Raw genomic sequence first — 25,611 nt, 5'->3', positions numbered from 1 at the left:
TGCACGGGTGCAAGTGCCGTACGAGTGTTGTGGGAGGGTGCGGTGAATCTGGCGACCTAGGTCTCTATCTGCCCTCCGCCGAGGTGCATACGCTACCGAACATGGGCTCTCCACGTGTGTATTCGGCCAGTACGGAACGAGGTGGGCGCGCACTGCGTGCGGGGGCAGCAGTCGCACTCGCGGCAGCCCTCGCACTGACCGGCTGCACAGGAGCCAGCGTGTCTGAGAGCACGCCGCCACCGACAGCTCAGGCAGCGGAGGACAAGGCGATCAGCGCTGTGCTGACCGACCTCACCCAGCAGGAATTCGCGCAGAAGCAGTTCACCTCGCTCGTCGCTCAAGTGATGGTCGACGGTCGCGTGATCGACACGGTGACATACGGCGAATCGATGACCGGTTTCCCGGTCACCGAGGACGGGCGCTTCCGCAATGGGGCTGTCGCCATCATGTACGTGGCGGCGACCATGCTCGCGATGGCCGACGAAGGCCTGATCGATATCGACGAACCGATCTCACGCTGGCTGCCCGACCTGCCCGGTGGAGACCAGGCCACGCCACGGATGCTGGCATCCATGACCTCGGGATACCCCGATCATGTCGCGAACGCTGACTTCCTCACCGCGCAGGCAGCAGACCCGTTCCGCGCGTGGACCGAAAAGGAGCTTCTCGCCTACAGCGAGGCGAGCCCTCGGCTCTTCGCTCCGGGTGAGAACTGGGACTACTCGCACGCAGGCTACATCATCCTCTCCCACGTGCTCGAGGCGGAGAGTGGCAAGACGCTCGCTGAGCTGGTCGAGAAGTACGTCCTGGGCCCGCTGTCACTCGACGGCACGGTGGCAGACGTCACCGCCCACATTCCAAGCCCTGTCGTGCACGGCTTCACCGCCGAACGCGGCATCTTCGAGGACTCGACTTACTGGAACCCCTCATGGACGCTCCCCCACGGCGCGATCGAGACCACCACGATCGATGACATGACCTCGAGCTTCGATGCCATCGTCGGGCGCGGAGAACTGCTCAGCGACGAGTCGCACCAGGCAATGATCTCGACAGATCTGATCGGCTTCGGAGCCCCGCTCGAGGGATGCCGCTCCTGTCACACGCTGACCACGGAATGGACTTACGGACTCGGGGTGTTCCTCCGCGGCGACTGGGTGATGCAGACCCCGCTCTTCGGCGGGTACCAGGCCGCCGTTGCCACCCTGCCCGAGGCGCAGTCTCCGATCGGGTCGGTGACGGTCTCCGTCTCGATCGTGCCGGGGGCCCAGAGCTACACGGCAGACGAATGGAACGGGAACCTCGAGAACTACGCCGCAACACTGGCGACCCAGCTCGCCTCTGAGATCGTGCCCGAGAATCCCCCACCAGCACCCACCACCACACCCGCGCACTGACAGACCCAGGAACGCAGACATGATGAAGAACTCCAGAACCCTCCTGGCGGCGGCAGCCGTCAGCACCATGCTGCTCGTGAGCGGGTGCAGCGCTCCGAGCCCGGCATCCTCCGGCCCGTCGGGCACGTCGACTTCCTCGACGACGGATGCTGCGCCGGAGTACGCCGCGACCCTGCAGGCGAAGATCCCGGAGGTCATGGCACAGAACGCGATCCCCGGGGTCGTCGTGAAGATCCTCTCTCCGGAGAAGGGCGACTGGTCTGCGACCTTCGGCACTGCCGAGCTCGGCAGGTCAGTGCCGATGTCGATGGATGACTTCTTCCGCATCGGAAGCAACACGAAGACGATGACGTCGACGATCGTCCTGCAGCTGGTCGGAGAAGGTCTGCTCTCACTCGATGATCCGATCTCGAAGTTCCGCCCCGACGTGCCGGGCGGCGAGAACATCACGATCGCACAGCTCTCTGAGATGCGCAGCGGCCTGGTCAGCTACTCCTTCGACCCCGCGTTCAACGCGGCTCTCGACGAGGACCCGCAGAAGGCGTGGACGCCCGATGAGCTGCTCGCGATCGCCTTCGCGTATCCCGCGAACTTCGCACCCGGCACGCAGTATGAGTACAGCAACACGAACATCGTGCTGCTGGGCCTGGTGATCGAGCAGCTCACCGGCATGTCGGCATCCGATGCCTTCCAGGAGCGGATCTTCGAGCCGTTGGGCCTGAAGAACTCATCACTGCCTGAGCCCTCGGATGCAACGATCCCCTCGCCCCACGCGCAGGGGTACCAGTTCGGCTCCAACCTGGAGACGATCGACTCCTACGCCGTCCCCGCAGACGAGCTTCCGGCGGCGCTCGACGGCGCCCTTGCACCGATCGATCAGACCGACGCGAACCCCTCATGGGCATGGACCGCCGGTGGCGCGATCTCGACTCCCGACGATCTCGCCGTCTACGTCAAGGCACTGGTCGGCGGAGGCCTGCTCGATGACGCGATGCAGAAGATCCGCCTCGACAGCGTGCAGCCCACCGTCGCGGGCCAGACCGGCGGCGTCGGCTACGGACTCGGAATCGCGCAGTTCGCGCCCGGCATCCTCGGCCACGACGGCCAGCTCCCCGGCTACTCGACGTTCATGGTCTACAACAAGAACACCGATGACACGATCATCGTCGGGGCGAACCTCTCGGCCTCTCCCGTCGACGGTGAGACGGCTGCCGTCGTGGTCGCCAAGACGATCATCGCCGCCCTCTACGGAGCATCCGTCGTGCCCACCAGCAACCCCGCCGCCCCAGAAACTCCTCCCGCAGGCTGAGCCGTACCTCTAAACTGAGCGCATCATCGTCGAGAGGACCCCCATGTCGCACCGCCGCAGCTCCTTCCGCCGTGCCGGGGCCTTGGCCCTCGCTCTGGGCACCGCGTTCTCTCTCGTCGGATGCTCGTCCTCCGGTGGGACGAATGAGGAGGCCGGGATGATCGCACCCGTCATCGTGAACATCGGCGAGATCAACGGCACGACCGTTGAGGTCGCCAAAGGCAACGTGATCGACCTCACCGGCGACGACGAGACCTTCACCGACTGGACCGCCGAGATCGCGGACGAGAAGATCGTCGAGTTCACTCCGGGCAAGGACGACGGCAGCGCTCAGTTCAACCCGGGCCTGACCGCACTCGAAGTCGGTGAGACCGAGGTCACGCTCGACAACTCGAGCAGCGACGAGTCGGTGACCTTCACAGTCGAGGTCACCGCACCCGCAAACTGACGGAGGCGTTACTCGCCGCGAGAGATCCGCACCATCTCGTCGCGAGGGACGACCTTGACGCGCACGCGCTCCTGCGGTGCGCCGAGCGCGACCTCGTGCTCGTCGAGGCGGTGCCAGCCGTCGAGGTCGGTCCACTGGATGCCGCGAGACTCGAGGAGCGCGGGAATCGCAGCCTCGGATGGGTCAGCGGGATCCCACCAGGAGCCCTGATCGTTCACGAGGTGCTGCACGGTCTCCATGGCGTCGGACTTGGTGTGGCCGATGAGACCCACAGGTCCTCGCTTGATCCAGCCGGTGGCGTAGATGCCTGGGACGCGCTGGTTGGAGTCCTTCGCGATGACCTGCCCCTCGCGGTTCGGGATCACGCCGTGCTTCTTGTCGAACGGCACGTCTTTCAGCGGTGAGCCGAAGTAGCCGACCGCGCGGTACATCTGACCGATCGCCACCTCGCGCAGCTCGCCGGTGCCGGTCATTCCGCCGGAGCCGTCAGGCTTGGTGCGCTCGTAGACGATCGCTGCGACCTTGCCCTCAGCATCCGTCTTGATCTCGACCGGCTTGGCCCAGAAATGCAGGTGGAGGCGGCGACTCGCTTCTCCCCCGGCGTTGTTCACCGACGGACGCGTGCGCCACTGCTGCAGGATGCGGTCGATGACCTTGACCTGCTTGTTGCTGGCGATCGCCGCGAGGGATGCTTCGTCGTAGTCGAAGTCCTCGTCGTAGATGACCGTGTCGACATCGCGCAGCTCACCGAGCTCGCGCAGCTCGAGCGGGGTGAACTTCACCTGCGCGGGGCCACGGCGACCGAAGATGTGGACGTCTGTGACCTTCGAGCCCTCAAGCACCGTGTGCACGTTGTCGGGGATCTCAGTGGGCAGCAAGTCTTCGGCGTGCTTGGCGAGCATGCGCGCCACGTCGAGCGCGACGTTGCCGTTGCCGAGCACGGCGACCGACTCTGCATCCAGCGGCCAGTCGCGCGGCACGTCGGGGTGACCGTCGAACCAGCTCACGAAGTCTGCAGCACCGTAAGAGCCTTCGGCGTCGATTCCAGGGACGTCCAGCGTCGTGTCACGGATCGCGCCCGTGGCGAAGATCACGGCGTTGTAGTGCTTCTTGAGGTCGTCGAGTGTGATGTCCTCGCCGAAGCGCACGTTGCCGAAGATGCGGATGTCACCGCGGTCGAGCACATCACGAAGCGCGTTGATCACGCCCTTGATGCGAGGGTGGTCAGGGGCCACGCCGTAGCGGACGAGCCCGTAGGGCGCCGGGAGCTGCTCGAACAGATCGATCGACACGTCAAAGGAGCGCTCGGTCTTGAGCAGGATGTCAGCGGCATAGATGCCGGCGGGGCCTGCTCCGACGATGGCCAGGCGGAGTTTGGTCATGAGAGTCCTTTCGGATGCTGCAGCGAAGAGCCTGATCGACGATGGGGGCGATCAACTGCTGCGGTCTGCGAGAGTTTCTGCGAAGCGCGTCAGCGCCTCACGCACCGTGCCCTTGGGCAGCGGCGCCAATGCGTCGATGGCGTCACGAGTCCATGAGCGGGCAAGGTCGAGCGTCTTCTGCGTGACCACGTGATCACGCAGTTCGGCAAGCGGCTGGTCGAGGATAACGGCATCCTCACCGGCGGCGATCCGCTCCACCCCGTCGTCGATGCGGGTTGCGAGATCGGTGGAGGCAGCATCCGTCTCTGCTTTGAGCAACAGGTACGGCATGGTGGGAACGCCTGCACGCAGATCGGTGCCTGGCACCTTTCCGGTCTCTTCGGGGCTCGCCGAGAGGTCGATCACATCGTCGAGCAGCTGGAACGCGATGCCGACCTTCTCGCCGTACAGACGCAGCGGCTCGATGCACTCCTCCGGCGCGTTCGAGAAGATCGCACCACCCTGCGTCGCCGCGGCGATGAGCGAACCGGTCTTGTCGGCCAGCACCTGAATGTAGAACTCGATCGGGTCGTCATCGGGCTGAGCGCCGACGGTCTCATGGAGCTGGCCCATCACGAGCCGCTCGAAGGTGTCGGCCTGCAGGCGGATCGCCCGGTCGCCGTGCTTCGCCATGAGCTGGCTCGCGCGAGAGAAGAGGATGTCTCCGGTGAGGATGGCGACGTTGTTGCCCCACACCGCCTGCGCCGCGGGAACCCCACGGCGACGGTCAGCGCCGTCCATGACGTCGTCATGATAGAGGGAGCCCAGGTGGGTGATCTCCAGCGCCTTCGCAATGTCGATCACTGCCGGGATGTTGCCATCACCGAGCTGCGCGGTCAGCAGCGTGAGTACGGGACGGATGCGCTTGCCACCGGCCTCGTACAGGTACCGGGCGGATGCATCGACGAGGGAGTCTGCAACGCGCAGGTCTTCGGACAGCCCATTCTCGACGAGTTCGAGCCCATCCTCGATCTGACGCGCGACACGACGCGCAACAGGGCCGAGGAACACGCGGTCGCTGAAGCCCAGACGGTTCGCGAGGCGCGAACCCGGGGCAGCGGGGCTCGAAGTCACGGTGTCCACCCTACCTGCGGCTCACTCAGGCTTCGTCATCGGAGCGGATGCTGGTTTGACCGCACGGTGCAGCGCGACGATGCCGAAAGTGAGGTTGCGGTACTCGACGTTCGTCCAGCCCGCCTGCCGGATCCACGCCGAGAGCTTCTTCTGATCGGGCCAGTCGCGGATCGACTCGTTCAGATAGTCATAGGCATCGCTGTTGGTGCCGGCCAGACGTGCCACGCGTGGCAGTACCTGGGCGTTGTAGAAGCGGTAGAGGCCGCGGAACAATGCGCCAGGAGGGGTGGAGAACTCGTTGATCACGAGGCGACCCCCTGGCTTGGTGACCCGGAACAGCTCAGCGAGCGCCTTCTTCGGCTGCTGCACGTTGCGCAGCCCGTACGACATCGTGACGGCATCGAACTCATCATCGGCGAACGGCAGGTTCATGGCGTCTGCCTCGACGAAGCTCAAGTTCCCCAGGTGTCCGTGGCGACGCTTGCCCTCAGCGAGCATCCCGGGTGAGAAATCGGCCGCGACGACATCGGCTCCACTGGCCGCGAGGGATGCTGACGAAGAAGCTGTTCCTGCCGCGAGATCGAGGATCCGCTCACCGCGCTCGGGGGCGACCGCACGGGTGGTCGCCGCACGCCAGAGCGCGTCGTTTCCGAACGTCATGACCGTGTTCGTGCGGTCGTAGCCGGCGGCCACCTGATCGAACATGCCGCTGACGCGCTGCGGGTCTTTGCCGAGGTCGGCGCGATTGGGCTGGCTCATCCGACCAGTCTAGATCGGCCTGGCTGTCTGCGCGCGGCGCCGGCGAGGGGTCCCCCGGCGCCTAAACTGGATGGGTGAGCAGCACCCGCCTGGTCGTGCAGACCCGTGAGTTCGACCCGGTCGACGATCTGCTGGCCTATGCGCATCCGCACTTCCCCCTCGCCTGGCTCCGGCGCGGCGACGGCATCGTCGCCGTCGGCGACAGCGCACCGGTGACCATCAGAGTGCCCGCCGACCGTGGCCCGCTGCGCAGCGACGTGATCGCAGAGTCCTGGCGCGCGCTCACCGACGCCGCTGAGATCGATGACCCTGTGCAGTTGCCTGGCACCGGTTTGGTCGGGTTCGGCGCACTGACCTTCGACGAGGGCTCAGCGGCCGACAGCGTGCTGGTCGTTCCGTCGATGGTTCTGGGGCGCCACCGGGGGCGCGGCTGGATCACCCGCATCGCGGTATCCGGAACGGAGCTCCCCGGTGATCAGCCGGGCGCCACTCTCTCCCCCGACGCGTACGGACCGCACTGGGCGGGAACCGTCGGCCCAGGGCGTCAGAGTCCGGCAGGCTACCAGGCCTCCATCCGTGACGCTCTGGAGCGGATCGGTGCAGGAGAGGCGAGCAAGATCGTGCTCGCCCGCGATCTCGAGGGCACGATCCCCGCGGGCTCTGATCTGCGCCGCCTCGTGCGTGAACTCTCAACGGGTTACCCCGATACCTGGACGTTCGCGGTCGACGGGCTCATCGGGGCAAGCCCCGAGACACTCGTCACCGTGCAGGATCGCACCGTGACCGCGCGAGTGCTCGCCGGAACCATCGGCCGCGGTGCGGATGCTGATGAGGATGCCGCAGCATCCTCCCGCCTCGCGTCGAGCGTCAAGGACCTCGACGAGCACCAGTATGCCGTGCGCTCGCTTCTGGAGTCACTGCGGCCGCACGTGCGGGCGATGGCATCGAGCGAGCAGCCCTTCCTGCTGAAGCTTCCGAACCTGTTCCATCTCGCCACCGATGTCGAAGGCGAGTTGTCCGCGGGAGAGTCGGCGCTCGATCTCGTCGGAGCCCTGCATCCCACCGCCGCCGTCGCGGGCACCCCTACGCCCGCCGCCGTCGCGGCGATCCGAGAGCTCGAGCCTTTCGATCGCGGCCGCTACGCGGGGCCGGTCGGATGGATCGATGCGAACGGCAACGGCGAATGGGCGATCGCGCTGCGGTGCGCACAGTTCTCAGCTGGGGACGACGCAATCGCCGTGACCGCGTATGCGGGTGCGGGCATCGTCGCCGCGAGCGATCCCGAGACCGAATTGCTCGAGACCAGGGTGAAGTTCCGCCCACTGGTTGACGCGCTGGCCTAACTCGCCGCGAGCCGTTTCTTCTCGGCCTCGATATCGAAGTCGGCACCCGGCCACTGCGGATCGATGACCTCCATCGTCTCCAGCAGCAGCTCCTGCACGGCGAGGCGTGCGTACCATTTGCTGTCGGCGGGCACGACATACCAGGGGGCATGCTCGGTAGAGGTGCGTTCGAAGAGCGTCTGATAGGCCTGCATGTACTTCGGCCACAGCATCCGCTCGTCGACGTCGCCGGGGTTGTACTTCCAGTACTTGTCGGGGCGCTCGAGCCGCTCCATGAGCCGTTCCTTCTGCTCCTCGGGCGAGATGTGCAGCATGACCTTGATGATGCGCGTGCCGGATGCCGCGACCTGCGCTTCGAACTCGTTGATCGCGCCGTAGCGGCGCTCGATCTCCTCGGCCAGAGCGAGCTCGCGCACGCGACCGATCAACACGTCCTCATAGTGCGAGCGATCGAAGACGCCGATGAATCCGGGTTGGGGCAGCCGCTTCTCGACACGCCAGAGGAAGTCATGCTCGCGCTCCTCGGCCGTGGGCGCCTTGAACGCGGCGAGCTCGACACCCTGCGGGTCGACGCCGCCCACGACGTGCCGGACGATCCCACCCTTGCCTGCTGAGTCCATCGCCTGCAGCACGAGCAGCACGGAGTCAGTCGCGGCGCCGGTGCGACTCTGCGCGAACAGTCGCTCCTGCAGCTCGCCCAGCGCGTCGAGCCCGACCGTGAGATCCTCCTCGCCGTCGCGCTTGTCGCCGTCGTAGCCGGGGTGACTGCCGGGATCGACGTCCGCGAGCCGGAAGTCCTGCCCCACTCGCAGGATCTCGGTTGCGTCGGCAGTCCACCCTCGCTCGCTCATGAGTACATCCTGCCCCAGGGCGGGCATGGGCGGCGTCCAGGTCGCAATTCGTGTCGGTGTGCGGCGCTCAGAACGGCAGAAATCGCGACCCAGAGTGAGGGGGGTTACCCGGCTCAACGCGGGAGCGGAACCTCGATGATCTGACGGCCCGTGACGGGCGAGGTGAGCGCCTGATCGAGCGCTGTGCGCGTGGTGACGCGCTGATAGTCCCAGCCGTAGGCGAGGGCGAGCTGTTCGAGCTGAGCGGTGTGCGGCGTGTAGAAGGCACGGTCGAGATCTTCCCGGGGGGCGGAGGCTGCGACCTCGAGCGAGTCGAAGATCGTCCCTCCCCCGTCATTGCCGACGACGACCTGAATGCGCGGCTCCTGTTCGTCAGGCGGCAGCAGCAGAGAGCCGACATCGTGCAGGAAGGCGAGGTCGCCGAGCAGCACGCGGGTCACGCCCGCCGCCCCGTCGGCCTGGCTCGCGATCGCGATACCCAGGGCGGTGGCGATCGTGCCGTCAATTCCGGCCAGCCCGCGGTTGGAGTGCACGGGCACCTTCTTGCCGCCGAGCACAGCGTCCGCGATGCGGACGAGCCGGGACGATCCGAACATCAGGCGGTCATGGGGCCAGGTCGCGCGCCACACGGCGTCGACGAGCAGTTCGCGGTCGAGCGGGCGGCGGACCGCATCGAGCTCCGCGCGCACCGCCTCGCGGCGGGCGGCGAAATCAGTGGAGTGCAGTCCGTCGTGATCGGGAGCGTCTTCACTGAGGTCGATGACGGATGCCGCAGAGGCCCGCATCCATTCGCCCAGCCACGCCCGGTCAGAGGTCCCCGTGCTGACCGCGACGGATGCCGCAGCACGCGTGCGCTCGTTGAGATTCAGCGCCTCGCCGCCAGAGCGCACGGCAATGACCTCGACATCGTCTCGCTTCAGGAGCGCCGTGACTTCACGGCTGAGCGTGGGGTGGCCGAGAACGACGACGCGCTCGATGCGGCCGCCGAGGTTCTCGTCGCGCAGATGCTCGCGGTAGCCGTGGACGACGAGCCGTCCGAAGCGCGCACCGCTGACGATCTCGGCGATGAGCGGCCACGATCCCGCGTGCGAGATCTCTTCGGCCGCAGCCCCCGCGTCGGCACCAGCCACGACGACCGTGCGCTGTCCGAGTTCGAGAACGAGCAGTTCGCCGGCATCGGGCGTCGGGGCCTCACCCTGGGTCGCGACGAAACCGGCAGGAACCGCACCGGAGAGCGGCTCCCTGGCGGGAAGGTTCAGGTGCACGGGGCCCGGGATGCCGGCGAGGGCAGTGGGCGCAGCATCCGCCCCCATCGCGACCGTGACAGCCTCTTCGCCGAGGCCGCCCCAGGTGCCGTCTCCCGGCACTGGCGCGTCGCGCTGCCAGCGCACGAACGCATCGAACATTCCGGGCTGGATGGTCGCCTGGTTCGCGCCGACGCCGCGCAGCTCCGGCGGGCGATCGGCGGTGAGCAGAAGCAGCGGGATGCCGGAATGGAAAGCTTCCATCGTCGCGGGAAGCAGGTTCGCCGCGGCGGTTCCGGAGGTGCAGATCACCGCGACCGGTACGCGAGTCTCTCGGGCGATGCCGAGGGCGGTGAAGCCGGCGACCCGCTCGTCGATCCGAATATGAACGCGGATGGCGCCCTCACGGGCGAAGCGCAGGGCCGCGAGCGCGAGCGCCTGCGAGCGCGAACCCGGTGAGATCACGGCGTCGCGAACGCCGTGGGCGATGAGCTCGGAGAGCAGGGATGCCGCGGAATCCGCAGCTGGTGATGAGGTCATGAACGAGAGTCCGCGGCAGGGCCGTCGGTCTCATCGTCGAGGCGTGCGAGTTCTTCTTCGAGGCGGCGGATGCGCTCGTCCTGCTCGTTCTTTCCGAGGCTCCGCAGGAACTCGGGGTTGTCGTCTGGGGCGAGGGAGCGCAGCTTCTGCTCGTCGCCGCGACGGCGCCGACCGATCACGAACCACAGGATGCCGCCGAGCACCGGGATCAGGACGACGATCGCGATCCACGCACCCTTGGGCACGCCGCGATGCCGCGTCGCCGGCTGCACTGCGCAGTCCACGATGCTGAAAACCCAGAAGACGACGGCCAGAAAGCCCCCGACGATCAGTACTCTTGCCACAGCTCCAGTCTAGGCGGGATCACTGTGAGAGTCTTCGCTTCCGCTCAGAACTCGGGCGGGGCATCGAGAGCTTGGGTGGCAGCACGGCGGCCCTCAGTGATAAGCCGAGAAACGTCGCGCATCGTCCACTGCGCCATCCGTTGCATCTCAGGCTGAATCAGCACGACGGACGGATCGTTCGCGAGGTCGACGATCGCTGTGACAGTGCGCGTCATCCTGACGTTCTCCCACTTCGCATGCAGGTGCACGACGATCACGCGTTCCGCGCGAGTTCACGCGCAGCGGCGTGCGGCACATTCGCGCGCAGGTCGGTCGCGACGGCGGGTGACACAGAGGTGGCACTCCGGGTGAAAGATTCATAAAGAGTCTCGCGCATGCCTCGAAAGCTGGCACCGTGAGGTAACACGCGCCGCACCGATGGCCCCTGACGAATGAATGCGAGCTGAGCCATGACCACCGTTCGTGAAGCAACATTCCAACTCTTGCGTGAGCTCGGACTCACGACGATCTTCGCCAACCCGGGATCGACAGAAGAAACATTCCTGCAGGACTTCCCCGACGACTTCCGCTTCGTGCTGGGTCTGCATGAAGCCTCCGTGACGGCGATGGCAGACGGTCACGCACAGATCATGCGGCGCCCCGCGCTGATCAATGTGCACACCGCTGCGGGCGTCAGCAATGCTCTCGGCACGCTCGACTCGTCTTTTCAGAACAAGACACCGCTCATCGTGACGGCCGGTCAGCAGACGCGGGAGATGCTTCTGCTTGAGCCTTGGCTCGTCAACCCGGATCCGGAGGCGATCGCGAAGCCGTGGGTGAAGTGGGCATATCAGCCGACACGCCCGGAGGACATCCCCGCAGCTTTCATGCGTGCATACGCCATTGCGATGCAGCCGCCGCAGGGGCCGGTGTTCCTCTCGCTCCCCCTCGATGACTGGGATAAGAAAGCCACCGGCGCCGCGGTCGTTCGGTCGGTCACGACCCGTGTCGGTCCTGACCCGGAGCGCATCGCCGAGTTCGCCGCCGTCGTCGCCGCAGCGAAGAACCCCGTCGTCGTATTCGGATCCGACATTGCTCGCGGTGACGGCTGGGACGATGCTGTCTCGCTCGCCGAACGCATCGGCGCGCCGGTGTGGGCGGCACCCTCGGGAGAGCGCGTTCCGTTTCCGGAGGACCATCCGCTCTACGCTGGCGGCCTCCCCTTCGCTCAGGGGCTTCTGTCGCAGAAGCTCGCAGGACACGACGTGGTCCTGGTCGTCGGTGCTCCGGTCTTCCGCTACTACCCGTGGGTGCCGGGCGACTACCTTCCCGCCGGCGCGCGCCTCCTGCACATCACGGATGACCCGGCTGAGTCGGGTCGGGCCCCGGTCGGCGACAGCCTGGTCTCCGATGCCGTTCTCGCGTTGCGCGCGCTCGCGTCACTCGTGCCCGCGCGCGCGAGTCAGGCAACCGTCGTCACTCAGGGACACCGTCTGGCGCCGCACCCGCCGGCCGAGACCGACGTGGCGGATGCCGCCGACGATGAGCGGATGACCGCGAGGCAGCTCTTCCGTGTGGTGCGCGCGGCATCCCCCGCCGAGACCGTGGTCGTGCAGGAGTCGCCCTCGAACATCGCCGACCTCCACTCGGAGTGGGAGTTCACTGCACCGGACAGCTATTTCGCCATGGCGAGCGGCGCGCTCGGGTGGGATCTTCCGGCAGCCGTCGGCATCGCCCTTGCCGAGCGCGATCTGGCGCGCAACAGGCCCGTGCTGGCGATCATCGGCGACGGGTCGATGCAGTACTCGCCGCAGGCGATCTACACCGCGGCGCAGCACGATCTCCCGCTCGTGGTCCTCGTGCCGACGAATCAGGAGTACGGCATCCTCAAGGCGTTCTCGAAATTCCAGAAGAACCCCGGCGTCCCTGGACTCGATATCCCGGGGATCGCACCCCACCTCATAGCGCAGGGCTATGGGGCGACAGGCGTCGTTGCGAGAACAGCGGCGGAGGTGCGGACGGCGCTCGGCGACGCATGGAAGCGAACCGGACCCACCGTCATCGAGGTGCCCATCGATCCCACTCTGCCGCCACTGGTGTAGCCCGTTCGGGAGTAGACGCGACGGCGGGAGTCGAACCCGCAACACCGTCAGGTATGAGCTGAAGCCCGGGGCCACCCGGATCGCCGCGATGACTTTGACGCTACCCAGCCGTGATTCGGATCGCCAGCACCCCGGCACAACGTCTCGGATTGCGACTCTGAATGTCGTCCTGTTTCATGGCGATCTACACTGGAAGCATGAAGCTGCCACCCCTCCTCGTCTACTCCGTGCTGAGGCTGCTGGCGTTCCTGGTGCCGCTGGCGATCATGTGGCTCTTCTTCCCGATCATGCGCGAGCTCTGGTACTTCACGGTGGTCTTCGCGGCACTGATCGGCATGAGCATTTCGATCATCTTCCTGCGCAAGCCGCTCTCCAGCGCATCGGCAGAGATCTACGAGCAGCGCGAAGCGCGGGTGGGTACGCGTTCGAGCGTGGCCGCGCAGGATGCTGACGCTGAAGACACAGCTATCGACGAGACTCCTGCTGAAACGCCCGCGGGCGAACCGCACCGTGAGAGCTGAACCTCAGCCCACGAAGGCCCAGTACAGCGCGCCCGCGTACGCGAGTGCGGTCAGAGAGGTGAGCCCGAGCGCGATCACCAGTTCGCGCGGCTGGCGGTAGGTCCAGATGATGATGATCGCGGGGATGCCGGCGAGCAGTGCCAGCAGGGCGAGCCACGCGATCGGGTAGAGCAGTGCGGTCAGCACGGCGATCGCAAAGGGGACCGCGACGAACACCGTGTACAGCACCTGCGTCGGGCGCCTCCCGATGCGCACAGTGAGCGTGCGCTTGCCGACTTCGCGATCCTGATCGATGTCGCGCAGGTTGTTCGCGAGCAGCACGGCGCATCCGAACAGGCCTGCGGCGACGGCACCGAGCCATGCTTCCACGGGCAGGTAGAAAGCCTGCACCCACGTGGTGCCGAGCACAGGGACCAGTCCGAAGAAGACGAAGACGAAGACTTCGCCCAGCCCCATATAGCCGTAGGGCCGCTTGCCGCCGGTGTAGAACCAGGCGGCGATAATGCACGCAGCCCCAACCACCAGCATCCACCACTGACCGGTGCGGATCACGATCGCAAGGCCCATGCCGGCCGCGAGCGCGAAGAAGATCAATCCGATGAGCAGCACAGCGCGCGGGTTGACCCGGCCGGAGGCTGTGAGGCGGGCGGGCCCGACGCGGTGAGCGTCGGTGCCGCGGATGCCGTCACTGTAGTCGTTCGTGAAGTTCACGCCGATCTGCAGGAACACGGCGACGGCGAGGCAAGCCAGTGCGATGACCCAGTGCAGCTCGCGATCGACGAGCTGCGCGGCGCCGGTGCCGATGATGACCGGCGCGACCGCGAGCGGCAGTGTGCGCAGACGCGCGGCTCCGATCCAGTCGCGCGCAGTGATCGGCGGCGCCTCGACGATCGGCCGTCTCGCGGGGTTGCCGCTGGTGCGAACCGGCTTGTGCTTGGGTGTCGACGTCTTGCGCTTTGAGGATGCTGCCACGATCTGGAATCTTAGCCCTGGCGCGGACGGCGAGCGCGCACTCAGGCGGCGCGCTCGACTTCGAGGTGCACGCGCGTCCTGCGTCCGTAGGCGAGCGCCGCGAATGCGGCGAGCGCAACCAGCACGAAGGGAATGATCAGTGCTGAGCGAAGGCCGAACTCATCGCCGAAGAAGCCGAGCGCGGGCGGACCGACCAGGAACGCCACGTAGCCGAGAGTCGCCACCAGCGATACTCGCGCCGCAGCATCCGGACCGGAGTCACCGGCGGCAGAGATCGCCACGGGGAAGCCCAGCGACGCGCCCAGCCCCCACAGCAGCACCGCCGCGGTCGCGATGACCGGGTTGTCCACGAAGATGATCAGAGCCAGCCCGATCGCACCGAACACTCCGCTTGCGCAGAGCACGGCCGCGCGGCCGAAACGATCGATGAACCATCCGCCGACGAATCGGCCCGTCGTCATCGCAGCAGCGAACACCGCGTAGATCGCTGATCCCGATGCAGCATCGAACCCGTGCCCGTCGACCATCACGAGAGGAAGCCAATCGTTCGCGGTGCCTTCGGCGAGCGCCATTGCCAGGATGATCACGCCGATCAGCAGCAGCGTCGGATCGCGCCACAGCTGTGCCCGCGCTGCGCGAGGAGATCCGGAGGCCTCCCGCGGCGTGCGTCCGGTTCCCGACGGAATTCGCGGCATGGCGAGGCACACCGCGATAAGGGCGAGCACCCCGATGATGACCATGTGGATGCTCACCGGGAAAGACGTCGCCGTTGCGGCGATCCCGACCAGTGCACCGATGACGGTGCCGAGACTGAAGAAGCCATGCAGTCGCGGAAGAAAAGAGCGCCCAGTCACCTGTTCGATGTCGGCACCTTCGACATTGAGCGCGATCTCGCCGCCGCCCATGCCCGCGCCGAAGAGGAACAGCCCAGCAGCAGCGATCAGCGCTTCGGAGACTCCAGCCCCGATGCCGATCAACGGCATGCTCAGGGCGACGCTGATCGCTCCCGCCGCGATGATCGGTCGCGCGCCGAAACGAGCGACGAGCGGGCCTGAGACGAGAATGCCCAGCATCGAGCCCAGCGACAGTCCGAACAGCACGAGACCCATCTCGAACGTCGAAGCGCCGAGAAGATCGCGGATATCGGGCGTACGCGTGACCCAGGAGGCGATGCCGATCCCCGGAACGAGAAAAAGTGCGGCGAGCGCAAGCTGCCGTTGGGGGATGGATCGGTTCATGTTCTCCTTCAACGAAAGCCTAGCCGTCGACGGAGATCGGCCTGTTCTCGTAGTAGGTCTGCAACACGACCGTGGTGTGCGTGCTGACGTTCGCCGCGAGGCGGATGTCGCCCACCAGCTTCTCGAGCGCTCGCGGAGCCGCCACGCGCACGAACAGCATGTAGCTCGCGTTGCCCGCAATCGAGTGACAGGCCTCGATCTCGGTCATGTGCTCGAGCAGCTCGGGGGCATTGTCGGGCTGACCAGGGTCGAGGGGGGTGATCTCGATGAATGCAGATAGCGGTTTGCCGACGGCCTCAGCGTCGAGGATCGGGCGATACCCCGCGATCACACCCCGAGATTCGAGCCTGCGCAGCCTGCTCTGCACTGCGGAGGTCGACATCCCCACCGCCTCAGACAGCTGCGCGAGCGTCGCGCGCGCATCGCGAGAGATCTCGGTGAGGATCTGGCGGTCGACAGCATCTTCCATAGATGGAAGAATATCGGTGTACGTCATATTCCACCGGATATTTTCCGCTGAGTCCACGATCGGAGGTCCCGATGTCCACTCCCCTTCAGAACACAGCCATCATCGGCGAGCCCGAGGTCGTCGAAGATGCAGCCCTCGCCGAGACCAGCACTGCATGGCAGATGCTGAAGGACGCCGCCATCGCGATCCGCGAACTGCAGGTCAAGGACGGCTCGATTCCCGACCCTTCGACCGGCTCAGGGATCGAAGGGGCGCACGATGCGGCGCGCGACCACGTCACAGCTCTCATCGCCGGCATCCGCGCCCTCTCCGCCGCTTTCCCGCACGATGCCGAGTACCTTGCGGCATCCATTCGCGATTTCGAGCGGTGGGCGTCAGAGGGCTTCGGCGTCCCGGACTTCCTCGACTCGCTCGTCGCCTTCCAGCCGCAGCAGCACCGCATCGACGGTATCCGGCACCTCGTCGTGTTCCCGATGTACACCCAGAACGGGTCATCCGATCGGCTGGTCGAGGCGCTCATCGTCGAAACGATCTGGCCGGAATTCATCGCCGAGCTCGAGGCGGGCGACTACGCCAACAAGCTGTTCGTCTCGCTGCGACTGATCGACTTCACGCCCGGATACGACACGAACTCCGCGGTGCTGTTCCCCGAGACCGTCGCGATGCGCGAGATCCCCACCTTCACCTGGGGCGCGATCTTCCAGGACCGCGAGGCTGCGCGCTACCGGCGCGTGGTGCGTGCAGCATCCGAGATCACCAAGCTCGATCTGCCGGCTGACGCGGCGCGGATGCTGGATGACCAAGACCTCACCGAGAAGACGTTCGTGATGTGGGACATCATCCACGACCGCACGCACATGCGCGGGGACCTGCCCTTCGACCCGTTCATGATCAAGCAGCGGATGCCGTTCTTCCTCTACTCGCTCGAGGAGTTGCGGTGCGATCTGACCGCGTTCCGCGAGTCGGTGGCGATCGAGAAGCGCCTGGCTGCCCGTGACGATCTGTCGGATGCCGAGCGGGAGATGCTCGAGCACGCATCCCTCGTGCAGTACGCAGTGATCTTCGACCGGATCTTCCGCTTCGCGATCACCGGTTCGCGCGTGCGCAACTACGACGGCCTGGGCGGTCAGCTGCTGTTCGCGTGGCTTCACCAGCAGGGCGTGCTGCACTGGACCGACACGCAGCTCACCTTTGACTGGGAGGGCGTGCCGGAATCCGTGATCGCACTCAGCGACGCGGTGAACGACCTCTACTGGCGCTCGATCGATCGCCCGAAGAAGGCGCACTGGCTCGCAGCCTACGAGCTGATCAGCAGCGTGCTTGCACCGAACCCGGCATCCGTCTGGGCTCGCGGACTCACGGACGAAGTTCTCGCCGGCCTCCCCAAGGGATATACCGACGCGGTGCTGGATGACGAGTTCCCGCTGTCGATGTTCTTCGAGGCGCTCGAGAAGAAGATGCGGCCGGTGATCGAGTCGACCGCGGGGATCCGTGCGGGCGATGAGTGACCTCGGTGGTGTGCTGCTTGTTCGGAGAAGTGCTGCATATTCGGATCAATCGGCGCGATTGATCCGAGTCAAGAGCTTTTCTCCGAGGTTGTTGCACACCCAGAACGCAGGGACGAAGCAATGAGCGCACGAGGACGCGTCGTTCTGCTCGCGGGCGCGACGAGCGCAGCGGGGCTCACAGTTGCGCGTGCCCTGGCCGGCGCCGGGGCACGGGTGATCGCGACTGGGCGGTCGGCCGAACGGCTCCAACCGCTTAGCGACGTCGGGGCCCAGGTCGCGGTGACCGATGCGACTTCGTTCGACGACATGACGGCCCTCGCCGCAAAGCTCGGCCCCGTCGATGGCGTGATCTCGCTGGTCGGCGGATGGCGCGGAGGCGGAGGTCTCGCCGGGCAGTCGGATGCGGACTTTGCCGCGCTGCTTCCGGCCCTCGAGGCGGTTCGCGCCACCTCGCGTGCTTTCGACTCTCTGCTGCAGTCATCGGATGCTGGCCGTTTCGCAATCGTGTCGTCCACTGCGGTCGCCCACCCCCTTGCGGGAGGCGCGAATTACGCGGCGGTGAAGGCTGCCAGCGAGGCGTGGGCACGCGCCGTCGCGCATGGATTCGCGAAAACTGCTCGGGATGCTGGTGAACCGCTGCACGCAGCATCCGTCGTCTTCCGGGCGAAAGCGCTGGAACCGGATGCGCTCGCGACCGCCGTCGCGGGCCTGTGGGATGCCGAAGCCGCAGACCTCAACGACCGCGTGATCGACCTGGCCTGAGCGGCGCGAACCCGGGAACCGCAGCCCGCTGCGGTTGTCTATTTCGTCTCGTGCGGTTCGTCCGCGCCGGTTGCTGTGGGGATCTGCTGCTCCGGTGCCCGTTCGTAGAGTTTCGTGAGCTTGCGGTATGAGCGAGTGAAGAACGCCAGACCCGCAGCGACCACCATGATCAGTCCTGCGAACAGGCACAGCAGTGCGATGCCCCGCGCGTCTCCCTCGCCCAGCAGCCAGCCCCACTGTCGCTGCCCGTCGGCGCTGTTCATGTATGGGATCACGAAGAACTCGGCAATCGGCGCGATGAGAAACGCTGTGATCGGTGCAGCACCAGCCTCGAATGCCGCCGCCGTGCCGAATACGCGGCCCTGACGCGCGAACGGCACGACCTTCTGGATCACGGTCTGCTCTGCGGCTTCGACCGGCGGGACGAGGCACATGTAGAGCCAGATGCCGATGACGTACAGCGGCCACCATTCCCGGAGCATGAAGACCGAGCCGAGCAGACCCATCGCGATCACGACGGTCAGCATCGTGCGCACCGGCTTCTTACCCAGACCGAACTTCGCGACCAGCGCGCCGCCGATGAGGAAGCCCGTCGACCCGAACGCGAGCGCGATCCCCCACATTTGGGCGTCGAAGAGCGTCAGCCCGTACGGGTCCATCAGCGCCATGTAGACACCGCCGATGAGGTTGTTGAATGTCGAGAAGATGATGAGCGCGAAAAGACCCGGTGCCAGCCGAATCGCCTGAATGCTGCCGCGCAGGTCGAGCACACCCGATGAGTTCGGGTCGGGCACCGGTTCGGCCTCTGGAATCCGGATGAACAGCAGATGCACGACGGTCAGCGCCATGAAGACGATCGCGATGATCAGCGTCCACCCCATGCCGAGGAAACCGATCGACAGGCCTGAGAAGACGCTGGTCACGAGGAATGCGATGCCCTGCACAGTGCCGACGAGTCCGTTGGCATTGGCGCGCTTGTCTTCTTCGATGAGCAGGGTGACCGTCGTCGACAGCGCAATGTTGCGCAGTTGCTCGATCACTCCACCGAACAGGATGATCACGGCGAACAACCAGAACCAGGGTGCGCCCAGGTCGAGGAGCTGTTCTTCAGTGAAGAACAGGTAGAAGACCCCGGCAATGCCGAAAGCCACTGCCGAGACCACACTCGAAAGCAGCATCACCGCGTGTTTACGGTGCCGATCGACCACCGCGCCGAACACCATCGCGAACGCCGCTACGAGCAGCATGTACGCCCCGCCGATGATGCCCGTGGCGAGCACGGACCGCGTCTCGATGTACACCCAGAAGGTCAGAGCGAACCACAGAAAGCTCGTCGTCACATTGGCGATGAGGGTGTTGACGAGAACGCCCGCGAATGCTCGCCTGGCTATGGCTCGTTCCATGCGAAAAGACTAGCTGCGGCCTCCGACATTGCACATAGGCTGGTTCGGTGAACACTCTGCATGACCCCGCGATCCGGGGCTTCGCGTCGGACAACTACTCCGGCATCCATCCTGAAGTTCTCGCGGCCATCGTCGCGGCGAACAACGGCCACCAGAGCGCCTACGGTGAAGACGAATACACCGAGCGCCTGCAAGAGGTCTTCCGCGGCCACTTCGGCAACGGCATCCAGGCCTTCCCTGTTTTCAACGGCACCGGCGCCAACGTCGTGGGACTGCAGTCGATGCTCCCCCGCTGGGGTGCGGTGGTCGCGGCATCCACAGCGCACATCAATGTCGATGAGGGCGGCGCCCCCGAGCGCATGGGCGGGATGAAGCTGCTGACCGTCCCGACCGAGGACGGCAAGCTCACCCCCGAACTCGTCGACCGCGAGGCTTGGGGCTGGGGCGACGAGCACCGCGCACAGCCCCTGGTCGTCTCGATCACACAGTCGACCGAACTCGGCACGCTCTACACGCCCGATGAGATCCGCGCTCTCGCCGACCACGCTCACGGATACGGCATGCGCCTGCACATGGACGGCGCTCGCCTCTCCAATGCCGCCGCCGCCCTGAACCTGCCGTTGGCGGACTTCACGCGAGACGCCGGGGTCGATGTGCTCAGCTTCGGCGGCACCAAGAACGGCGCCATGCTCGGCGAAGCGATCGTCGTGCTCAACGGCGAAGCATCCGATGGTCTGATCTACAGCCGCAAATACTCCATGCAGCTGGCCTCGAAGATGCGCTTCGTCTCTGCTCAGCTGATCGCCCTCCTCGAGGGCGACCTGTGGCTGCGCAACGCCCGCCACTCCAACGCGATGGCCGCACGTCTGCGTGGGTCCATCGCGGCGGGCCTTGCCGACGGAAGCATCCGCGGTGTCGAATTCACCCAGCCGACCCAGGTCAACGGCATCTTCGCCACGCTCCCCGATGGAGTCGCCGACCAGCTGCGCAAGTCCTTCCGGTTCTACGACTGGGATGCCGCGCGCCGCGAGGTGCGCTGGATGTGCGGCTTCGACACGCAGGAGGCAGACGTCGACGCGTTCGTCGCCGAGATCGGGCGCCTCACCACCGCCTGATATTCATTCAAAGGAATATAAATACGCCTCCGATGTTGTACTGAAGACACGGCACGGCATCCGCCGGCCGCATCCCACAAGGAAAGAGGAGATCATGACTCGTTTCGACGGACGTGTCGCCCTGGTCACGGGTGGCGCAAGCGGAATCGGCAAGGCAACAGCACTGCGAATCGCATCCGAGGGCGGAACGGTCGTGATCGCCGATGTGCAGGATGACCTCGGCGCACAGGTCGTCTCCGAGATCGAGAAGGACGGCGGCAAGGCGCTGTTCATCCATCTTGATGTCACGAGCGAAGAGGGTTGGGCGGATGCTGTCGCAAAGACTGTCGATGCCTTCGGCGGACTGAACATCCTCGTGAACAACGCCGGTATCGGTGACACCGAGCCGATCGAAGTCACCACTCTCGCGACCTGGGACAAGGTCGTCGCTGTCACTCAGACCAGCGTGTTCCTCGGCATGAAGGCCGCGGGTGACGCACTGAAGAAGAGCGGCAACGGCTCAGTCGTGAACATCAGCTCGATGTACGGCATCGTCGGCTCTGGCGTGAGCCCCGCTTACCACGCGGCCAAGGGCGCGGTGCGGCTGCTCACCAAGACCACGGCGCTCGGCTGGGCGAAGGAGGGCGTGCGCGTGAACTCCGTACACCCCGGATTCATCGACACACCGATCCTCGGCGACGCTGACCGCGCAGGGCTCATCGCAGGCACCCCGGTCGGCCGTCTCGGCAAGCCGGAGGAGATCGCCGCGATGATCACCTTCCTCACCAGCGATGACGCGAGCTTCGCCACGGGTGGCGAGTTCGTGGTCGACGGCGGCTACACCGCAGGCTGATACACCTGAATGCACGCGGCGGGCCCTTCGGGGCTCGCCGCTCTGCGTTCTATCGGAAGCTGCGCCCTACCGGAGGAGCCCCAGGCTCGCGAGCGCAGTGCGGATCAACGCCCCGCGGCCACCCTCCATCTCGGCGGCGACGGCGTCGGATGCCGCTTCCTCCGGCGAGAACCAGGTGACCTCGAGGGCGTCCTGGCGAGGTTCGCAGGTGCCGGTCACCGGCACGACGAACGCGAGCGACACCGCGTGCTGTCGCTCGTCATGAAAAGCACTCAGGCCTGGCATCGGGAAGTACTCGGCCACCGTGAACGGCGTCGGCTGAGGAGGCATCAGCGGGAACGCCATCGGACCCAGGTCGTTCTCGACGTGACGGAACAGCGCATCGCGCACCGTCTCACCGAAGCGCACGCGACCGGACACGATCGTGCGGGTCATCTCTCCCATCGGAGTCGAGCGCAGCAGCATGCCGATCTCGGTGACCTCCCCGAGCCCGTCGGTACGCACAGGGATCGCTTCGACGTAGAGCATCGGCAGCCTGCGGCGCGCGTCGGCGAGTTCGAACTCGCTCAGCCAGCCGGGGTTGCTGGCATCAGCGGGCAGCTCTGCGAATTGCGAGAGGTCGTCGCCCTCGTCGTCGGGATCTGGATCTGGTGTGCGCACCGCCATGCTCCATTTCTACCAGTGTCGGTCGCCGCTGGCAGGATGGGCATGTGAGCAACTCTCTTTCGATCGATGCGAATGCGACCCGCTGGGCCCCCGCAGAACGCGACGGCCTGCCGCTTCTGGTGCTGTTGCACGGCTACGGCTCCGACGAGAACGACCTCTTCGGACTGCGCCCGTTTCTGCCAGAGGGAATCGCAGTGGCATCCGTCGCCGCACCGCTATCGCCGCCGTGGCCGGCGCCCGGTCGATCCTGGTATCCGATCGAAGGCATCAACGGGCGCCATCCTGATGGCGTGACCGATGCAGCCGAGGCGCTCCTGCGCTGGATCGATGCCGAGGCCGCTAGCGCCCCGAAGATCGCACTGCTCGGCTTTTCGCAGGGCGCGGCAGTGTCCCTGCAGGCGATGCGGTTGGATGCTGCGCGCTTCAGTGCGATCGTCGCCCTCAGCGGGTACGCGACGCCGGGCGGTCTGCCAGACGATGAGGACCTGCGCACTTCACGACCGAAGGTGTTCTGGGGCCGGGGCACGCACGACGATGTCATCCCCGAGCCGCTGATCGATCACACCTCGCAGTGGCTTCCCGACCACTCAGAGCTCACCGGGCGGGTCTATCCCGGACTCACGCACAGTGTGTCCGAAGACGAGCTGCACGATGTGCGCATCTTCCTCGAGAAGTGGCGCGACGAGTCAGCCGACTGAGTCGTCCTCGTCTGCACTCTCGTCATCGCCCCGAGGCTTGCGGCGCTTGCCAACCGAGCCGATGGCTATCGCGAAGACGATGCCGATCGCGATACCGATCGCGATACCGGCCCCCATATTGTCGAGCGCTGACCCCATCGCCACACCGACCCCCATACCGATCGCGATGCCAGCGCCCCAGCTCAGGCGCTGGCGCATCTCGTTGCCACTCATGCGATCGTCAGCCATGACTCCACCGTACGACCCCGAGTGCACTGCGCGACACCCGCATCCCTTGCGCCGCGCGACACGCCCGGGTAGCATCGATGAGTCCTGTCCGCCGTGTTTGGAAGTTCATTGATCTGAGTCGTTGCCTCCGCGCCCCTCTTTCCGCGCGCTGACACGACCCTTCCTGTACGGTTTCGCCCCGCCATCTCTGGCGCTCGTTCGGCGACCGGTGTCAGTGCACCCGCACACTCCCGGAGACAACCATGTCAACACCGACCCCCCACGCATCGGTCACCCTCGACCGCCTCACCTTCACCTGGCCGGATGGCTCCACTGCGCTCGACGGCATATCGGGCGCGTTCAGCACCGGACGCACCGGACTCGTCGGACGAAACGGATCAGGCAAGTCCACGTTGCTACGCCTGATCGCCGGCACGCTCGAACCGACGTCGGGCTCCATCACGACCACGGGAGATGTGGCCTACCTGCCGCAGCAGTTGACGCTCGATGTCGACCGACGCGTGGCGGAGCTTCTCGGCGTCGATGGCGCGCTCGACGCCGTGCGCGCCATCGCCTCGGGCGACGTCAACCCCGCACACTTCGACGCGGTCGGCGACGACTGGGATATCGAGGCGCGAGCCGAAGCGTCTCTCGCCGAGGCTGGCCTTGATCCCTCGTTCCTCGACCGCCGCGTCGGCGAGCTCTCAGGCGGGGAGTCCGTGCTCGTCGCGATCGCCGGCATCCGTCTGCGTCGCGCACCGATCACGCTGCTCGATGAGCCGACGAACAACCTCGATCGTGATGCGCGCGCGAAGCTCGCCGACATGGTGCGGCCGTGGAGGGGCACGCTCGTCGTCGTCAGTCACGATGTGTCGCTGCTCGAGCTGATGGACAACACCGCTGAGCTGTACGGGCGCGACTTGAACGTGTTCGGCGGTCCGTATTCGCAGTGGCGCGCCTGGCTGGATGCCGAGCAGGATGCCGCGCGACAGGATGAGCGCGACGCGAAGCAGACTCTTAAGAAGGAGAAGCGACAGCGGATCGAGGCGGAGTCGAAGCTGGCGGCCCGAGCTCAGATGGGACGCAAGGCCTTCGTCGAGAAGCGCGTTCCCAAGATCGTCGCCAATGGTCGGAAGATGGCTGCGCAGGTGTCTGCCGGACGGCTGCGCACGGAGGTTGCAGAGAAAGAGTCCGCGGCACGGACTCGTCTCGATGATGCCGGCCATCGGGTGCGTTCGGATGCCACCATGAAGATCGAGCTGCCCGATCCTGAGGTGTCCGCGTCTCGCCGCATCGCGATGTTGGGTGACCAGGAGCGTTCCTGGGTCATCCAGGGCCCGGAGCGCGTGGCGCTGATCGGTCGCAACGGGGCAGGCAAGACGTCGTTACTGCAGCGGCTGGTCGCGTCTGCCGCGCTGCATAACTCCGGAACTTTTTCTCAGATCCTTGTCGATTCGGCCGGCAACCCCGCAGAACCCGAGTTCCTCAGGAGTTATGCGCAGGCGACAGCGCACACCGATCGCGTCGGATACCTGCCGCAGCGGATCGACGGTCTCGACGACGCCCGGTCCGCGATCGAGAACATCGCGAAGGCTGCGCCATCGATCCCCGAGAAAGAGCTGCGCAACCGGCTCGCCCGGTTCCTGATTCGCGGGGCCACGGCTGACAGAGCCGTGTCATCGCTCTCTGGCGGCGAGCGATTCCGCATCGCATTGGCGAAACTCCTGCTCGCCGATCCCGCCCCGCACCTCGTGGTGCTGGATGAGCCGACGAACAACCTCGATCTCGACACGGTCGATCACCTGGTGGAGGCGCTGCGCGCATACCGAGGCGCCGTGCTGATCGTCAGCCACGACGATGCGTTCCTGGCGCGGTTGGGCATCGATCTCACCCTCGGGATCGATGCGGAGGGGCGGCTGAACGAGCTGAGGTGAGCGCTACTGCGCGCGACTGCTGCGCATCGCCCGGGCGTGTGCGAGCGAGGGGTCAGCGGCGAGGGATGCGTACTCTTGAGAGTCGCGCGGCACCAGCGCAACGCGGCCTTCGGCGTCGTGGTGCGTACCCCAGCCGTAGCGCTTGCTGAGCGGCGAGGAGCGCAGGCAAGTCTGGCCCTTCGAGAAGAACTCGGCTCTGGCTTCGGCATCGTCCGCATCGATGCCCTTGCGCAGCGCATGCGTCTCGAAGAGCACGTCGTCGGAGGTCAATCCGTACGGTCGCTCGGAGAGCAGCCGGTAGTGCAGAGCGGCGATCGAGAGGTTCTCGGCGATCGGCGGCTCCGCGCCGTGATCGATCGGACAGTCCTCCGACACCTCGATGAAAGTGCTCTGGTAGTTCGTCGTGTGCTCAGCCATGACACCACCATCTACCCCGCGGCTGACATTGTCGATAGTGGAGGCAAGATCAGAGTTGCTG

At 66.0% G+C, this 25,611-nt stretch carries 26 protein-coding genes and 1 tRNA gene; 12 read left to right on the top strand and 15 right to left on the bottom strand.

Annotated elements, in window-relative coordinates; all coding sequences use genetic code 11:
• Positions 1–101: 101 nt before the first annotated feature.
• Genes ACTU6U_RS09055 through ACTU6U_RS09045 form a run of 3 tightly spaced genes read left to right on the top strand, consistent with a single transcriptional unit; the run spans position 102 to position 3,151 of the window.
• On the top strand, positions 102–1,394 hold the full coding sequence (locus tag ACTU6U_RS09055; protein ID WP_443468797.1) for a serine hydrolase domain-containing protein: 1,293 nt from the start codon (positions 102–104) through the stop codon (positions 1,392–1,394).
• 19 nt (positions 1,395–1,413) lie between these two features.
• A complete protein-coding gene (locus ACTU6U_RS09050; RefSeq protein WP_443468796.1) occupies positions 1,414–2,703 on the top strand; it encodes a serine hydrolase domain-containing protein in 1,290 nt (429 codons plus the stop codon).
• A 43-nt stretch (positions 2,704–2,746) separates the two neighbouring features.
• Positions 2,747–3,151, top strand: a complete 405-nt coding sequence (locus ACTU6U_RS09045) for a hypothetical protein (protein ID WP_443468795.1) — start codon at positions 2,747–2,749, stop codon at positions 3,149–3,151.
• Between the two features lie 8 nt (positions 3,152–3,159).
• On the opposite strand, the gene ACTU6U_RS09040 is transcribed toward ACTU6U_RS09045, so the two are convergent.
• Genes ACTU6U_RS09040 through ubiE form a run of 3 tightly spaced genes read right to left on the bottom strand, consistent with a single transcriptional unit; the run spans position 3,160 to position 6,405 of the window.
• The gene (locus ACTU6U_RS09040) at positions 3,160–4,533 is read right to left on the bottom strand and encodes an FAD-dependent oxidoreductase (protein ID WP_443468794.1); all 1,374 of its coding nucleotides are present in this window, start codon (positions 4,531–4,533) and stop codon (positions 3,160–3,162) included.
• Positions 4,534–4,584: 51 nt separating this feature from the next.
• Entirely contained in the window at positions 4,585–5,646 is a 1,062-nt protein-coding gene (locus tag ACTU6U_RS09035; RefSeq protein ID WP_443468793.1) for a polyprenyl synthetase family protein, read from the bottom strand.
• A 21-nt stretch (positions 5,647–5,667) separates the two neighbouring features.
• Complete coding sequence (ubiE, locus tag ACTU6U_RS09030) at positions 5,668–6,405, bottom strand: bifunctional demethylmenaquinone methyltransferase/2-methoxy-6-polyprenyl-1,4-benzoquinol methylase UbiE (protein WP_443468792.1); 738 nt, start codon at positions 6,403–6,405, stop codon at positions 5,668–5,670.
• Between the two features lie 74 nt (positions 6,406–6,479).
• Here ubiE and ACTU6U_RS09025 point away from each other — a divergent pair, with 74 nt between their 5' ends.
• Entirely contained in the window at positions 6,480–7,748 is a 1,269-nt protein-coding gene (locus ACTU6U_RS09025; protein WP_443468791.1) for an isochorismate synthase, read from the top strand.
• On the opposite strand, the gene ACTU6U_RS09020 is transcribed toward ACTU6U_RS09025, so the two are convergent.
• The 4 genes from ACTU6U_RS09020 to ACTU6U_RS09005 form a co-directional block, all read right to left on the bottom strand.
• Positions 7,745–8,599 (bottom strand): polyphosphate kinase 2 family protein, encoded by an 855-nt coding sequence (locus tag ACTU6U_RS09020; RefSeq protein WP_443468790.1) that lies wholly within the window; start codon positions 8,597–8,599, stop codon positions 7,745–7,747. The genes ACTU6U_RS09025 and ACTU6U_RS09020 overlap by 4 nt on opposite strands.
• A gap of 113 nt (positions 8,600–8,712) precedes the next feature.
• The gene (menD, locus tag ACTU6U_RS09015; protein ID WP_443468789.1) at positions 8,713–10,383 is read right to left on the bottom strand and encodes a 2-succinyl-5-enolpyruvyl-6-hydroxy-3-cyclohexene-1-carboxylic-acid synthase; all 1,671 of its coding nucleotides are present in this window, start codon (positions 10,381–10,383) and stop codon (positions 8,713–8,715) included.
• The gene (locus tag ACTU6U_RS09010) at positions 10,380–10,727 is read right to left on the bottom strand and encodes a PLD nuclease N-terminal domain-containing protein (protein WP_443468788.1); all 348 of its coding nucleotides are present in this window, start codon (positions 10,725–10,727) and stop codon (positions 10,380–10,382) included. The genes menD and ACTU6U_RS09010 overlap by 4 nt, the downstream gene beginning before the upstream one ends.
• Positions 10,728–10,771: 44 nt before the next feature.
• On the bottom strand, positions 10,772–10,942 hold the full coding sequence (locus ACTU6U_RS09005; protein ID WP_443468787.1) for a chalcone isomerase family protein: 171 nt from the start codon (positions 10,940–10,942) through the stop codon (positions 10,772–10,774).
• Between the two features lie 234 nt (positions 10,943–11,176).
• On the opposite strand from ACTU6U_RS09005, the gene mdlC reads away from it, so the two are divergent.
• Positions 11,177–12,808 carry a benzoylformate decarboxylase gene (mdlC, locus tag ACTU6U_RS09000; RefSeq protein WP_443468786.1) on the top strand — a complete coding sequence of 544 codons (1,632 nt, stop codon included), beginning with the start codon at positions 11,177–11,179 and terminating at the stop codon, positions 12,806–12,808.
• A gap of 15 nt (positions 12,809–12,823) precedes the next feature.
• On the opposite strand, the gene ACTU6U_RS08995 is transcribed toward mdlC, so the two are convergent.
• Positions 12,824–12,896 (bottom strand) — tRNA-Met (locus ACTU6U_RS08995).
• 109 nt (positions 12,897–13,005) lie between these two features.
• Here ACTU6U_RS08995 and ACTU6U_RS08990 point away from each other — a divergent pair.
• Positions 13,006–13,329 (top strand): DUF4229 domain-containing protein, encoded by a 324-nt coding sequence (locus tag ACTU6U_RS08990; RefSeq protein ID WP_443468785.1) that lies wholly within the window; start codon positions 13,006–13,008, stop codon positions 13,327–13,329.
• Between the two features lie 3 nt (positions 13,330–13,332).
• On the opposite strand, the gene ACTU6U_RS08985 is transcribed toward ACTU6U_RS08990, so the two are convergent.
• From ACTU6U_RS08985 to ACTU6U_RS08975, 3 genes are read right to left on the bottom strand one after another with little or no spacing between them, the layout of a single operon-like run.
• Positions 13,333–14,301 carry a 1,4-dihydroxy-2-naphthoate polyprenyltransferase gene (locus ACTU6U_RS08985; protein ID WP_443468784.1) on the bottom strand — a complete coding sequence of 323 codons (969 nt, stop codon included), beginning with the start codon at positions 14,299–14,301 and terminating at the stop codon, positions 13,333–13,335.
• 41 nt (positions 14,302–14,342) lie between these two features.
• On the bottom strand, positions 14,343–15,539 hold the full coding sequence (locus tag ACTU6U_RS08980) for an MFS transporter (protein WP_443468783.1): 1,197 nt from the start codon (positions 15,537–15,539) through the stop codon (positions 14,343–14,345).
• 19 nt (positions 15,540–15,558) lie between these two features.
• Complete coding sequence (locus ACTU6U_RS08975; RefSeq protein ID WP_443468782.1) at positions 15,559–16,008, bottom strand: Lrp/AsnC family transcriptional regulator; 450 nt, start codon at positions 16,006–16,008, stop codon at positions 15,559–15,561.
• 71 nt (positions 16,009–16,079) lie between these two features.
• Between ACTU6U_RS08975 and ACTU6U_RS08970 the strand changes: the two genes are divergently transcribed.
• Positions 16,080–17,516: a DUF6421 family protein gene (locus ACTU6U_RS08970; protein ID WP_443468781.1), complete on the top strand. Its 1,437-nt coding sequence runs from the start codon at positions 16,080–16,082 to the stop codon at positions 17,514–17,516.
• Positions 17,517–17,636: 120 nt separating this feature from the next.
• A complete protein-coding gene (locus ACTU6U_RS08965; protein ID WP_443468780.1) occupies positions 17,637–18,278 on the top strand; it encodes an SDR family NAD(P)-dependent oxidoreductase in 642 nt (213 codons plus the stop codon).
• 38 nt (positions 18,279–18,316) lie between these two features.
• On the opposite strand, the gene ACTU6U_RS08960 is transcribed toward ACTU6U_RS08965, so the two are convergent.
• On the bottom strand, positions 18,317–19,681 hold the full coding sequence (locus tag ACTU6U_RS08960; protein ID WP_443468779.1) for an MFS transporter: 1,365 nt from the start codon (positions 19,679–19,681) through the stop codon (positions 18,317–18,319).
• A 47-nt stretch (positions 19,682–19,728) separates the two neighbouring features.
• Here ACTU6U_RS08960 and ACTU6U_RS08955 point away from each other — a divergent pair, with 47 nt between their 5' ends.
• Both ACTU6U_RS08955 and ACTU6U_RS08950 read left to right on the top strand, forming a co-directional pair.
• On the top strand, positions 19,729–20,796 hold the full coding sequence (locus ACTU6U_RS08955) for a threonine aldolase family protein (protein ID WP_443468778.1): 1,068 nt from the start codon (positions 19,729–19,731) through the stop codon (positions 20,794–20,796).
• Positions 20,797–20,890: 94 nt separating this feature from the next.
• On the top strand, positions 20,891–21,628 hold the full coding sequence (locus ACTU6U_RS08950) for an SDR family NAD(P)-dependent oxidoreductase (RefSeq protein ID WP_443468777.1): 738 nt from the start codon (positions 20,891–20,893) through the stop codon (positions 21,626–21,628).
• 66 nt (positions 21,629–21,694) lie between these two features.
• Here ACTU6U_RS08950 and ACTU6U_RS08945 read toward each other — a convergent pair whose 3' ends face one another.
• Positions 21,695–22,294 (bottom strand): NUDIX hydrolase family protein, encoded by a 600-nt coding sequence (locus ACTU6U_RS08945; protein WP_443468776.1) that lies wholly within the window; start codon positions 22,292–22,294, stop codon positions 21,695–21,697.
• A 44-nt stretch (positions 22,295–22,338) separates the two neighbouring features.
• Between ACTU6U_RS08945 and ACTU6U_RS08940 the strand changes: the two genes are divergently transcribed.
• On the top strand, positions 22,339–22,992 hold the full coding sequence (locus ACTU6U_RS08940) for an alpha/beta hydrolase (RefSeq protein ID WP_443468775.1): 654 nt from the start codon (positions 22,339–22,341) through the stop codon (positions 22,990–22,992).
• Here ACTU6U_RS08940 and ACTU6U_RS08935 read toward each other — a convergent pair.
• On the bottom strand, positions 22,981–23,220 hold the full coding sequence (locus tag ACTU6U_RS08935; protein ID WP_443468774.1) for a hypothetical protein: 240 nt from the start codon (positions 23,218–23,220) through the stop codon (positions 22,981–22,983). The genes ACTU6U_RS08940 and ACTU6U_RS08935 overlap by 12 nt on opposite strands.
• Positions 23,221–23,462: 242 nt before the next feature.
• Between ACTU6U_RS08935 and ACTU6U_RS08930 the strand changes: the two genes are divergently transcribed.
• Positions 23,463–25,133, top strand: a complete 1,671-nt coding sequence (locus tag ACTU6U_RS08930; RefSeq protein WP_443468773.1) for an ABC-F family ATP-binding cassette domain-containing protein — start codon at positions 23,463–23,465, stop codon at positions 25,131–25,133.
• A gap of 3 nt (positions 25,134–25,136) precedes the next feature.
• On the opposite strand, the gene ACTU6U_RS08925 is transcribed toward ACTU6U_RS08930, so the two are convergent.
• Complete coding sequence (locus ACTU6U_RS08925; protein ID WP_443468772.1) at positions 25,137–25,550, bottom strand: DUF6157 family protein; 414 nt, start codon at positions 25,548–25,550, stop codon at positions 25,137–25,139.
• Positions 25,551–25,611: the final 61 nt, after the last annotated feature.

This window comes from Microbacterium zouquanmingi (assembly GCF_052266695.1).
In the GTDB taxonomy this organism is placed as follows: Bacteria; Actinomycetota; Actinomycetes; order Actinomycetales; family Microbacteriaceae; genus Microbacterium.
Note: the sequence above shows the minus strand (reverse complement) of the source record. Positions and strands in the feature narration are given on the sequence as shown.

Excerpts from the sequence above, each read along its gene's own strand:
- ACTU6U_RS09020 (WP_443468790.1), bottom strand. The coding sequence starts at position 8,599 with ATGAGCGAGCGAGGGTGGACTGCCGACGCAACCGAGATCCTGCGAGTG.
- ubiE (WP_443468792.1), bottom strand. The coding sequence starts at position 6,405 with ATGAGCCAGCCCAATCGCGCCGACCTCGGCAAAGACCCGCAGCGCGTC.
- ACTU6U_RS08930 (WP_443468773.1), top strand. The coding sequence starts at position 23,463 with ATGTCAACACCGACCCCCCACGCATCGGTCACCCTCGACCGCCTCACC.
- ACTU6U_RS08925 (WP_443468772.1), bottom strand. The coding sequence starts at position 25,550 with ATGGCTGAGCACACGACGAACTACCAGAGCACTTTCATCGAGGTGTCG.
- ACTU6U_RS08935 (WP_443468774.1), bottom strand. The coding sequence starts at position 23,220 with ATGGCTGACGATCGCATGAGTGGCAACGAGATGCGCCAGCGCCTGAGC.
- ACTU6U_RS09005 (WP_443468787.1), bottom strand. The coding sequence starts at position 10,942 with ATGACGCGCACTGTCACAGCGATCGTCGACCTCGCGAACGATCCGTCC.
- ACTU6U_RS08970 (WP_443468781.1), top strand. The coding sequence starts at position 16,080 with ATGTCCACTCCCCTTCAGAACACAGCCATCATCGGCGAGCCCGAGGTC.
- menD (WP_443468789.1), bottom strand. The coding sequence starts at position 10,383 with ATGACCTCATCACCAGCTGCGGATTCCGCGGCATCCCTGCTCTCCGAG.
- ACTU6U_RS09055 (WP_443468797.1), top strand. The coding sequence starts at position 102 with ATGGGCTCTCCACGTGTGTATTCGGCCAGTACGGAACGAGGTGGGCGC.
- ACTU6U_RS08975 (WP_443468782.1), bottom strand. The coding sequence starts at position 16,008 with ATGGAAGATGCTGTCGACCGCCAGATCCTCACCGAGATCTCTCGCGAT.
- ACTU6U_RS08960 (WP_443468779.1), bottom strand. The coding sequence starts at position 19,681 with ATGGAACGAGCCATAGCCAGGCGAGCATTCGCGGGCGTTCTCGTCAAC.
- ACTU6U_RS08945 (WP_443468776.1), bottom strand. The coding sequence starts at position 22,294 with ATGGCGGTGCGCACACCAGATCCAGATCCCGACGACGAGGGCGACGAC.
- mdlC (WP_443468786.1), top strand. The coding sequence starts at position 11,177 with ATGACCACCGTTCGTGAAGCAACATTCCAACTCTTGCGTGAGCTCGGA.
- ACTU6U_RS08980 (WP_443468783.1), bottom strand. The coding sequence starts at position 15,539 with ATGAACCGATCCATCCCCCAACGGCAGCTTGCGCTCGCCGCACTTTTT.
- ACTU6U_RS09040 (WP_443468794.1), bottom strand. The coding sequence starts at position 4,533 with ATGACCAAACTCCGCCTGGCCATCGTCGGAGCAGGCCCCGCCGGCATC.
- ACTU6U_RS09045 (WP_443468795.1), top strand. The coding sequence starts at position 2,747 with ATGTCGCACCGCCGCAGCTCCTTCCGCCGTGCCGGGGCCTTGGCCCTC.
- ACTU6U_RS08950 (WP_443468777.1), top strand. The coding sequence starts at position 20,891 with ATGACTCGTTTCGACGGACGTGTCGCCCTGGTCACGGGTGGCGCAAGC.
- ACTU6U_RS08990 (WP_443468785.1), top strand. The coding sequence starts at position 13,006 with ATGAAGCTGCCACCCCTCCTCGTCTACTCCGTGCTGAGGCTGCTGGCG.
- ACTU6U_RS08965 (WP_443468780.1), top strand. The coding sequence starts at position 17,637 with ATGAGCGCACGAGGACGCGTCGTTCTGCTCGCGGGCGCGACGAGCGCA.
- ACTU6U_RS09050 (WP_443468796.1), top strand. The coding sequence starts at position 1,414 with ATGATGAAGAACTCCAGAACCCTCCTGGCGGCGGCAGCCGTCAGCACC.